This is a genomic window from Tateyamaria pelophila, assembly GCF_019966495.1.
In the GTDB taxonomy this organism is placed as follows: domain Bacteria; phylum Pseudomonadota; class Alphaproteobacteria; order Rhodobacterales; family Rhodobacteraceae; genus Tateyamaria; species Tateyamaria pelophila.
On record NZ_JAIMIA010000143.1, the window covers coordinates 1 to 9,998 of the forward strand.

Sequence of the window (9,998 nt, forward strand, 5' to 3'; positions counted from 1 at the left end):
GCCACATACGTGCAAATCCGTTCCCGAAGGTCCAAAGAATATGGTTTGCCCATGATCCACCTCCCAACGGAAGTGAATCAGACAAAAAGCTTCCTGTGAATCCCTTTCGATTCAGATCAAACACAAAACGCTTTAGAACCGCAGTCACCGCCGGATATTTTGGGCATCCCGTTGATGCGACTGCATTTGTCTGTGGCTTGATACGCCAACTGACGCAAATAACGATTTGTCCACACCCTTGATCAAGTGTCGCTGCCCCACCTCAACCGTCGCGCTCACATACTCAGATAAACCAAGGCTTGGTTTGACGGACAAAAAAGGCGACCCCAGACACCATTGCCGTCATTCCTTGCCGACGGCGTTCGGGTCAGGTTGGCCAATACCTTTGAAAATGAATTTCAAAGGGAACGCCCAAACTACGCCAAGCCCGATGTAGACAAGCAATTCAATAAGGAATGAAGGCCGCTCAAACAGGGCGATGAGGCTCACAGCAGCGATGATGTAGAGAGGTACACCTGCCACTAAAATAAGCAAAGACAGTCGCTTTCGAGATTTATAACTGAGTGCCATCTAAGCCTCCTCGGTCAATCCGCAAATGGGTCCCGCACCAGGATCGTATCCTCGCGCTCAGGTGATGTTGAAAGTAGGGCCACAGGGCAATCAATCAACTCTTCGACACGACGCACATATTTGATGGCATTGGCGGGCAACTCCGCCCAACTGCGCGCACCTTCCGTCGATTCAGACCAGCCCGGCATTTCCTCATAGATGGGCTTGCAACGTGCTTGCTGATCCGCCGCAGTCGGGAGATAATCGAGTACTTTTCCATCCAGATCGTAGCCAACGCATATCTTCAGGGTCTCAAAGCCGTCCAAGACATCAAGCTTTGTCAGCGAGATTCCATTCACGCCACTGGTTGCACAGGTCTGACGTACGAGGCAGGCATCAAACCAGCCACAACGCCGCTTCCGCCCCGTTGTCGTGCCAAATTCGTGACCGCGTTCGCCAAGGCGTTGACCGTCATCATCCAGCAGTTCCGTCGGAAACGGGCCTTCGCCAACGCGAGTGGTATAGGCCTTTACAATGCCCAATACGAAATCAATTGCGCCTGGACCCAACCCGACGCCAGTGGCGGCCTGCCCGGCAATCACGTTTGACGAAGTGACAAAGGGATATGTGCCAAAGTCGATATCAAGAAGCGCGCCCTGCGCCCCTTCGAACAGGATACGCTTTCCCGCTTTGCGGGCCTCCGTCATCACTTTCCAAACAGGGGCTGCATATTGCAGAATTTCATCTGCTACGTCGCGCAGGTTAGAGATCAAAGCATCCCGGTCAACCGGGGGCAGACCCAACCCCCGACGCAATGCATCATGGTGGATCAAAGCGCGATCCACGCGCAATTCCAACGTCGCCGCGTCAGCCAAATCAGCAACCCGAACGACACGCCGCCCCACCTTGTCCTCATATGCCGGACCAATTCCCCGGCCGGTGGTTCCAATCTTGGCGACTGAATTCTGCGCTTCGCGCGCGCGGTCCAGTTCTCCGTGAATGGGCAGAATCAGAGGTGTATTCTCGGCAATCATCAGCGTTTCAGGGGTTATGACTACGCCCTGTCCGCGCAACGTCTCGATTTCCGAAATCAAATGCCAAGGGTCCAGAACGACGCCGTTACCGATCACACTCAGCTTGCCGCCACGCACCACACCGGATGGCAGGGCATGCAGTTTATATACAGTCCCATCGATGACAAGCGTATGACCGGCATTGTGCCCGCCCTGAAACCGGGCGATGACATCGGCCCGCTCGCTCAACCAATCGACAATCTTGCCCTTGCCTTCGTCACCCCATTGCGCGCCGACAACAACCACATTGGCCATATGATGTCCCTTTCATGAGAACCCGCGCCCGTATAGCGAGACCGCCGGGCAAGGCAAACCGCAATTCGCATTTCTTTCGGCTGAAACATCTTTGTCGGAAGCATGCGCTGTCGTAAAATACGCCGGACCAAGAGGTCATCTTGCCAAATGATAAGGACTGACGGGCCGCGCAGTGAACTGTCAGGAAATATAGAGCCTGCGTCCGGAAAAAGGTCAACCATATCATTCGAAAAATGTACGACGTTCAGGCTTCGGGTTCGTTAGTGCACTGCAGGCGGACCAATGCCTGTAAGGGTTTGGGATGGTGGGCGGGGCGTCTTTGCACGCAGTGCAAACAGCGTCCGTCCAGCAGCCAAAATGGGGGCCAGCCCCCAGCGCTGACGCGCTTCCCCCGGGATTTTTTTGGAACAGAGAAATCAGGACACTTCGAGTGTAACCGGGGCTCCGTGTGGCGTGCGCAGATAAGCGGCTTCCCAAGCCTGTCGCATCTGTAACACTTCCCCTGCGTCGGCACTTCCGTCTTCAGCCAAAAGCGCCTCAAGCGTTTCCAGCCATGCGACGAAGTAGTCATCACCGCCGTTCAAATCGCGCTCGATCCCGTGGCGTTTGAGTGTCGCGCCGAAACGCAACGCCCAATCCGGCCAGTCAAACCGACCGGACTCGTTCAGATGAACGGTCAACGCAAAAACCTGTGCGTGCCAAGGCGCTTCAAATAGCGGCTCCGGCGTCATGTGGCCCCCAGATAACTTTGCCACATGTCCACGATAACCTCATCGCGCGGATGCTCCGCGTGCGCCCACAAGTCTGAAGCCCTGAATGCCACCGCATAGAGCGGCTCCGGCGCTTCGCCGCGTCCATGCGCATTGCTGTCAGGCAAGACATGGCTGCCATGCAGACGCAGGATGCGCCCCGTCGCCCCGGCCGCGTAGCTGGGCAGTCTGGTGTGCCCGCCGGGCACAGCTATGTTTTCCGGGAACGCCCGTGCTTTCACCAAATCTCCAGTTCGATAGAGGGGCGCAACGTTGCTCGGCCTGTCTGCGGGGGCCCCTTTCGCCAGAACCTCCGCAACAGCCGCTTCTGCCAGTTTGCGGCTGACCAGATCGCTGGGCCCTATGGCTTGGCCCGACGCCAGCTCTTCCGAGGACAGCGCACCTTTTTCAACCAGCATATCCGCAAGGGCCGAAATCCATTTTTCGTAGTACGAAAAACGCGCGTAGTCCTTTGGCGACAAGCTTTCGCGTGCATGACGCGAAACGTCGATATTCCACAATCCCAAAGATCCGCAGGCCAGTGTGACAGCAAGTGCGCGGGGATGCCAATTCTCATGGAATTGAACGCCTTCGGGCTCTGGTACAACAGGCCCGTCGCCAAAGCGCGCCCCCATATCATGCACCCGGGTCATGGCGCCTTTGCCAATCCGCAGCCGATCATCGAATCGCGCGTGACGAGGTCCATCAGGTCGGCCTCGCTCATACCTTCTGTACCGGCGGGACGTTGAGGGATGACCAGATAGCGCACCTCGGCGGTCGAGTCCCAGACCCTGACAGCCATGTTTTCAGGAAGCTCAACGCCGAAATCTGCCAGAACCTTGCGTGGTTCGCGCACGGTACGCGCCCTGTAGGCATCGGATTTGTACCATCCCGGCGGGATCCCCAAGAGCGGCCATGGGTAACACGAACATAGGGTGCAAACGACCATGTTGTGTACGTCGTCTGTATTCTCCACCGCCACGATGTGCTCGCCTTGGCGACCGTAATATCCAAGCTCTGATACCACGGGGTCTGCATCTTCCAGCAAGGCCGCGCGGAAAGCACTATCGCTCCAGGCCCTCGCGACCACATGGGCACCATTGCGCGGACCGATACGGTTTTCATATGTGTCGATGATTTCATCCAGCGCAGCGGGATCGATCAGACCTTTTTGCGTCAGAATCGTCTCGAGTGCTTTGACACGCAATGCAGGCTCTGACGGCAGAAGACTGTGCGGGTGGTCGTCATGTGTATGATCATGTGGCATGGGCAGGATCATGGGCCACAACACCAGGATTTGTCCAGACGTTCAAAGGCCCACTTGCCCCGGCTGGCAAACTTGCATAGATACCGCCCATCGCGCAGAAAAGGGCCCCAACGCCTCATGGACTACGACTTCTCTACACTCGTTCTCATCATCCATCTGATCCTTGCACTCGGCCTTGTTGCCGTGGTGCTGATGCAGCGCTCCGAAGGGGGCGGCCTTGGCATGGGTGGTGGCGGTGGCGGCGCAATGACAGGACGGGCCGCAGCCACGGCCCTGGGCAAGGTGACATGGATCCTTGCGATCGGCTTCATCATCACATCGATCACGCTGACGATCTTTGCCGCGAAAAACGCGTCCGGAACCTCTGTGATTGACCAGCTGGGCATAACGCCACCTGCACAAAACAGCCCCGGAGACGGCCTTGTACCCCCTGCCGGCGACCTGCTTCCGCCTGCGGCTGGTGACAACGCACCGCTTGTACCGACGGCAGACTAATACGAAATATTGAGGGCGTTCAGTACGTCGCAACACCATGTTGCGACAGCCTTGCCCTTTTAATCCGAATCCTGATACACTGAGGTCCCGTGGGGTGCGCAGTATCGCACCCACCGCAGTTGGCCTTTGGCCTGATCGAACCACGGGAGACAGCACCGCATGGCACGCTATATTTTCATCACAGGCGGCGTTGTCTCATCGCTTGGAAAGGGCCTCGCATCCGCGGCCTTGGGCGCGTTGTTGCAGGCCCGGGGCTTCTCCGTGCGGCTCCGCAAGCTTGACCCCTATCTGAACGTCGATCCCGGCACGATGTCGCCCTTCGAGCATGGTGAAGTTTTCGTGACCGATGACGGAGCAGAAACGGACCTCGATCTGGGCCATTACGAACGTTTTACCGGCGTCGCTGCGCGTAAAACCGATTCCATATCCTCCGGCCGTGTCTACTCGACTGTGCTGGAGAAAGAACGTCGCGGCGATTACCTCGGAAAGACCATCCAGGTCATCCCGCATGTCACCAATGAAATCAAAGACTTCATCAATATCGGCGATGACGAGGTCGACTTCATGCTCTGTGAAATCGGCGGCACGGTCGGCGACATCGAAGGTCTGCCGTTTTTCGAGGCCATTCGCCAGTTCAGTCAGGACAAACCGCGCGGCCAGTGCATTTTCATGCATCTCACCCTGTTGCCCTTTATCAAGGCCAGCGGAGAGTTGAAAACCAAGCCGACGCAACACTCGGTCAAGGAGTTGCGTTCGATCGGCATCGCACCCGACATTCTTGTGTGCCGATCCGAAGGACCAATCCCCGCCAAGGAACGCGAAAAACTGGCGCTGTTCTGCAACGTTCGGCCCGAGGCGGTGATCGCGGCGCAAGATCTCAGCACGATCTATGATGCTCCGCTGGCCTATCATCGCGAAGGCATGGATCAGGCTGTGCTGGATGCGTTCCAGATCAGCCCGGCGCCGAAACCGGATCTGAGCAAATGGGAAGATGTCAGCGACCGGATTCACAATACCGACGGTGAAGTAAAAGTTGCGATTGTGGGAAAGTACACGCAACTCGAAGACGCCTATAAGTCCATCGCAGAAGCGCTGACCCACGGCGGAATGGCAAATCGCGTGCGCGTCAAAGTCGAATGGGTTGATGCGGAGCTGTTTGACAAGGAAGATCCTGCACCGCATCTCGAAGGCTTCCACGCGATCCTTGTGCCCGGTGGGTTTGGCGAGCGCGGCACCGAGGGCAAGATCAAGGCAGCCGAATTCGCCCGGACCCGAAAAGTACCCTATCTGGGGATTTGCCTTGGCATGCAGATGGCCGTGATCGAGGCAGCCCGCAACGTGGCGGGTCTCGCCACTGCCGGGTCGGAAGAGTTTGATCACGAGGCGGGCAAAAAACGTTTTGAACCGGTCGTCTATCACCTCAAGGAGTGGGTGCAAGGCAACCATAAGGTCGAACGCAAAGTCGGCGACGACAAGGGCGGAACCATGCGGCTCGGGGCCTATGACGCTACATTGCTGGAGGGGAGCCGTGTGGCGGACATTTATGGTACCACGTCTATCGATGAGCGTCACCGACATCGCTACGAAGTTGACATAAAGTATCGCGAACAGCTTGAGGAAGCAGGGCTTTGCTTCTCAGGCATGTCACCCGACGGTCGATTGCCCGAGATCATCGAGTGGTCAGACCATCCTTGGTTTATTGGGGTGCAGTTCCATCCGGAACTCAAATCCAAACCCTTTGCGCCTCATCCACTGTTCGAAGATTTCGTGCGCGCTGCAAAAGACGCCAGCCGTCTGGTCTGAGGGGGTCGAAAAACGGCGGGACGCGGTAACAGCATTTTGAAACCCCGGCTATCCTTGCATATGTTAGATTTATTTTCAAAAAACTGACTGCACTCTTCAACGTTGTAAGGAACCGCGCTGCGGTCATAAAAGCCATGCGCACAGCGCAGCGGCGATGCAATCCGTCCGTTATCAGTTGCGCGCACCGACACCGCCCGCCATAAGCACCGAATGCTTAGCTATCAGCACATTTACCATGCCGGAAATCTCGCAGACGTTCACAAACACAGCCTGCTGGCGTGGATGCTCGAGTATATGACCCGCAAGGACAAACCCATCAGTTACATCGAGACCCATGCGGGTCGCGCGATCTATGATCTCAAGGCCGATGAAGCGCTCAAGACCGGTGAAGCAGCCATGGGGATCAACAGGGCGCGCCAGTGGTTTGACCCAAATCATCCTTATACAAAAAGCTTGCAGCAAACGGCACAAACCGATGGCGTAAACGCTTATCCCGGCTCCCCGATGATCGCAGTACACCGGTTGCGCGAAACGGATCGGATTACCTTGGCCGAACTGCACCCGGGCGAGCACAGTGCCCTTGAATTGGCTCTGCCCACCGCGATCTGCCGTCGCACCGATGGATTTGCGATGGCGCACTCCATGCTGCCGCCGACGCCGCGACGCGGTATGATGCTCATCGATCCCAGCTTTGAGATCAAGTATGACTACGAAACGATTCCGTCCCACATCAGAAAATACGCCCGCGCATGGAATGTGGGAATTATCGTATTGTGGTACCCGGTCCTGACGTCATCCGCGCATGGCAGCATGTTGAAAATACTACAGAATGAGCATCCTCAAGCCTTGCGCCACGAAGTCCGCTTTCCGCCCGCGCGTCCCGGCCATGGCATGATCGGCTCCGGTCTCTTTGTCATCAATCCGCCCTTTGGGCTTGCGCAGGAGGCGGCAAATCTGAAAGCTCGCTTCGACACTTTATCCTAGAGGACCCATGCACGTGTTCGAACGTCTGTTTCCAAAACACCCACCCAAGAAAAAGCCTCTGCCAGAGCCGACACCGCAGCTTGCGCTCGGTGCGCTTTTGGTACGGATCGCGATGGCGGACCGGAACTATCAGGCGGCAGAGGTTGGGGCCATCGACAAAATTCTGGCTGGCACGTTTTCTTTGAAACCTCTGGAAGCCGCCAAACTGCGCGCCACCTGCGAGGCCCTCGAACGGCATGCACCCGGAACGCCCGAATTTACCAAAATACTGAGAGAAACGATACCTTACATGGATCGTCTTGGTCTTGCGTTTTCCATGTGGCAGGTCCTGTTGTCGGATGGGGACGTCAACGAACTCGAAGAAGACACCCTGCACCAGATCGAAGCAGCCTTGGACATCACCCCAGCCGACAGCGCCGATATCAAATCGCGCGTGCTTGGCTAATCGTCCCGATCGCTCTATATCGCGTTTATGTTTCAAGACTTGCTCAACCGGCTGATACAGCCCGAACCAGCGCCCATCGCGAATGCCGATGCACGGCTGGCTCTCACCGCCCTTCTGGTTCGCGTGGCCCGATCGGACAATGATTACAGCGCCGGAGAAAAAGCCAGGATCGATGATATCACCAAAGAGCGCTATGACCTGACGCCCGATGAGGCGATGGCGTTTCGGCTTGAGGCCGAAGCGATGGAAGCTGAGGCACCGGATACGGTCCGCTTTACCAAGGCCATCAAGGAGGCCGTCGCCTATGAGGATCGCCTCGCTGTACTAGAGGCCCTGTGGACTGTCGTTCTGGCCGACGGACAACGGACGGATGAAGAGGATTCTGTTTTGCGCCTCGTCTCGAACCTTTTGGGAATCACGGATCGTGACAGCGCATTGACCCGCCAAAAGGTCACCAAGTGATTGCCAGCATGGGCATGTATGACATGGCCCATGCGCGCATCGCCCATGATCGATTTTGGTCCTTGATCCGATCAGCGCTTGGTCATGGGCCTGAAAAACTCGACAGAACCGACGACCTGTGGGGCCATTGGCTGTCACCTGATCTGGTGATGTCGCAAACATGCGGCCTGCCGTTTCGGGCGCGACTGCATGATAAGGTGAACCTTATCGGGACACCGGACTACGGTGTACCGGATTGTCCGCCCGGGCATTATAACAGCGTCCTGCTGGTGCGCGAGGACAACCCTGCACCCGCACTGACCGCGCTGGATCGCCCCAGACTGGCCTATAATGAGCCGCTAAGCCAATCCGGGTGGGCCGCTCCATTGGCCCATTTTCACACCCTCGGACAGGCATTCGAGGTCGGTCCTCAAACCGGTGCCCATGCGGCATCTGCCCGCGCGGTGATTGAAGGAGGTGCAGATATCGCGGCAATTGACGCCGTGACATGGAAGATGTTGGAACACGATTCCCCGAGCCTGTTCAACGCGCTCAGGATCATCGACCGCACAACGCCAACGCCCGGGCTGCCCTATATCACAGCGCAAACACATGACCCTGCCCCCATCGCCCAAGCCATCGACCGGGCCATAGAGGCCCTTGATCGAACCGACCGCGACATCTTGCATCTCAAGGCATTGATCCGCATTCCGGCACAGACCTATCTCGATCTTCCGATACCGCCAGCGCCGTAATCACCTTAGCTTGTACTGCCAAAAAAGCAGGCATTTACGTTGGGGAAGGTCTGCTCGGGTCATAGACATACGGTCGAATCGCTGTAAGAAGTGCGCTTGAAAATTAATCAGCGTGCTGCCTTGACAAACCCACCCGTCATCGAAATTCGCGACCTGCACAAATCCTATGGCACTCTTGAAGTCCTCAAGGGCGTCGACATCATGGCACGTCGCGGCGACGTCGTGGCTTTGATCGGATCGTCCGGATCTGGCAAATCGACACTGCTACGTTGCTGCAACCTGCTCGAAGACAGCGAGCAGGGCGACATGCTGTTCAAGGGAGAGCCCGTCACATGGCGAGGGCAGAATCATGACCGCCGCCCTGCGGACCCCAAGCAAGTCCTGCGGATCCGCACCAACCTGTCCATGGTGTTTCAGCAATTCAATCTGTGGGCGCACATGACGATCCTGCAAAACGTGATGGAAGCACCGGTGACCGTGCTCAAGCGTGACGCCGCCGAGGTCGAGAAAGCGGCGCGCGCCTATCTGGACAAGGTCGGCATCGGCGACAAATGCGATGTGTATCCGGCCCAGCTTTCTGGCGGCCAACAACAGCGCGCCGCGATCGCGCGCGCGCTTTGCATGGAGCCCGAAGCGCTCCTGTTTGACGAACCGACAAGCGCGCTTGACCCCGAGTTGGAGCAAGAGGTCATCAAAGTCATCAAGGATCTGGCAGGCGAAGGGCGCACCATGCTCATCGTGACCCATGACATGAAGCTGGCCGCAGATGTCAGCGACCATGTCGTTTTCCTGCATCAAGGCCTGATCGAAGAACAGGGGCCGCCAAAAACACTCTTTGGCGCACCCAAATCCGAACGTCTGCGCGGGTTTCTCTCTGCAACTCATGCTGCGTAAATCAAAAAAAACGGGAGTATCACTCATGAAATCCATTATTCTCAGCACGATGATCGTCGCAATGACGTCGACCTTTGCCATCGCGGAAAGCCACTCGGTTGTGCGCATGGGCACCGAGGGCGCGTACCCTCCTTATAACCGACATTCCCCAAGTGGCCTGCCATCTGACGCGAAGATTGCCTGATCAGGCCTGTGGATCAAGTATCTCTTTCCTCTGAGGGTCTCCGGAGTTGCGGAAACGCCTGAAGGCGGGTGCCTTATGCTTCGAAGCGATGCTGTGCTGGCCCG

The 9,998-nt window shown here is 57.1% G+C and carries 13 protein-coding genes; 8 read left to right on the forward strand and 5 right to left on the reverse strand.

The genetic code is table 11. The annotated features are described in order from the left end of the window. Positions 1-342 precede the first annotated feature (342 nt). The 5 genes from LC354_RS23995 to nthA all read right to left on the reverse strand — a co-directional run bounded on the left by LC354_RS23995 (position 343) and on the right by nthA (position 3,893). The gene (locus LC354_RS23995) at positions 343-570 is read right to left on the reverse strand and encodes a DUF2842 domain-containing protein (protein ID WP_223428505.1); all 228 of its coding nucleotides are present in this window, start codon (positions 568-570) and stop codon (positions 343-345) included. A gap of 14 nt (positions 571-584) precedes the next feature. Then, complete coding sequence (locus tag LC354_RS24000; protein WP_223428506.1) at positions 585-1,877, reverse strand: adenylosuccinate synthase; 1,293 nt, start codon at positions 1,875-1,877, stop codon at positions 585-587. 416 nt (positions 1,878-2,293) lie between these two features. After that, on the reverse strand, positions 2,294-2,608 hold the full coding sequence (locus LC354_RS24005; protein WP_223428507.1) for a nitrile hydratase accessory protein: 315 nt from the start codon (positions 2,606-2,608) through the stop codon (positions 2,294-2,296). Then, the gene (gene nthB / locus LC354_RS24010; RefSeq protein WP_223428508.1) at positions 2,605-3,279 is read right to left on the reverse strand and encodes a nitrile hydratase subunit beta; all 675 of its coding nucleotides are present in this window, start codon (positions 3,277-3,279) and stop codon (positions 2,605-2,607) included. Before nthB ends, LC354_RS24005 begins: the two co-directional genes overlap by 4 nt. After that, complete coding sequence (nthA, locus tag LC354_RS24015) at positions 3,276-3,893, reverse strand: nitrile hydratase subunit alpha (RefSeq protein WP_223428509.1); 618 nt, start codon at positions 3,891-3,893, stop codon at positions 3,276-3,278. The genes nthB and nthA overlap by 4 nt, the downstream gene beginning before the upstream one ends. A 117-nt stretch (positions 3,894-4,010) precedes the next feature. On the opposite strand from nthA, the gene secG reads away from it, so the two are divergent. From secG to LC354_RS24055, 8 genes are all read left to right on the forward strand, one after another. Further along, positions 4,011-4,388 (forward strand): preprotein translocase subunit SecG, encoded by a 378-nt coding sequence (secG, locus tag LC354_RS24020; protein WP_223428510.1) that lies wholly within the window; start codon positions 4,011-4,013, stop codon positions 4,386-4,388. A 159-nt stretch (positions 4,389-4,547) separates the two neighbouring features. Beyond that, positions 4,548-6,191 carry a CTP synthase gene (locus LC354_RS24025; protein WP_223428511.1) on the forward strand — a complete coding sequence of 548 codons (1,644 nt, stop codon included), beginning with the start codon at positions 4,548-4,550 and terminating at the stop codon, positions 6,189-6,191. A 210-nt stretch (positions 6,192-6,401) separates the two neighbouring features. Beyond that, complete coding sequence (rlmJ, locus tag LC354_RS24030; protein ID WP_223428512.1) at positions 6,402-7,175, forward strand: 23S rRNA (adenine(2030)-N(6))-methyltransferase RlmJ; 774 nt, start codon at positions 6,402-6,404, stop codon at positions 7,173-7,175. A 13-nt stretch (positions 7,176-7,188) separates the two neighbouring features. Next, positions 7,189-7,620, forward strand: coding sequence for a tellurite resistance TerB family protein (locus LC354_RS24035; protein WP_223428513.1), 432 nt, complete (start codon positions 7,189-7,191; stop codon positions 7,618-7,620). A gap of 27 nt (positions 7,621-7,647) precedes the next feature. After that, the gene (locus LC354_RS24040) at positions 7,648-8,082 is read left to right on the forward strand and encodes a tellurite resistance TerB family protein (RefSeq protein ID WP_223428514.1); all 435 of its coding nucleotides are present in this window, start codon (positions 7,648-7,650) and stop codon (positions 8,080-8,082) included. A gap of 8 nt (positions 8,083-8,090) precedes the next feature. Beyond that, the gene (locus LC354_RS24045) at positions 8,091-8,816 is read left to right on the forward strand and encodes a phosphate/phosphite/phosphonate ABC transporter substrate-binding protein (RefSeq protein ID WP_223428515.1); all 726 of its coding nucleotides are present in this window, start codon (positions 8,091-8,093) and stop codon (positions 8,814-8,816) included. Positions 8,817-8,936: 120 nt separating this feature from the next. Continuing rightward, on the forward strand, positions 8,937-9,710 hold the full coding sequence (locus LC354_RS24050; RefSeq protein ID WP_223428516.1) for an ABC transporter ATP-binding protein: 774 nt from the start codon (positions 8,937-8,939) through the stop codon (positions 9,708-9,710). Between the two features lie 25 nt (positions 9,711-9,735). Next, positions 9,736-9,894 carry a hypothetical protein gene (locus tag LC354_RS24055; protein ID WP_223428517.1) on the forward strand — a complete coding sequence of 53 codons (159 nt, stop codon included), beginning with the start codon at positions 9,736-9,738 and terminating at the stop codon, positions 9,892-9,894. The last annotated feature ends 104 nt before the right edge of the window (positions 9,895-9,998 follow it).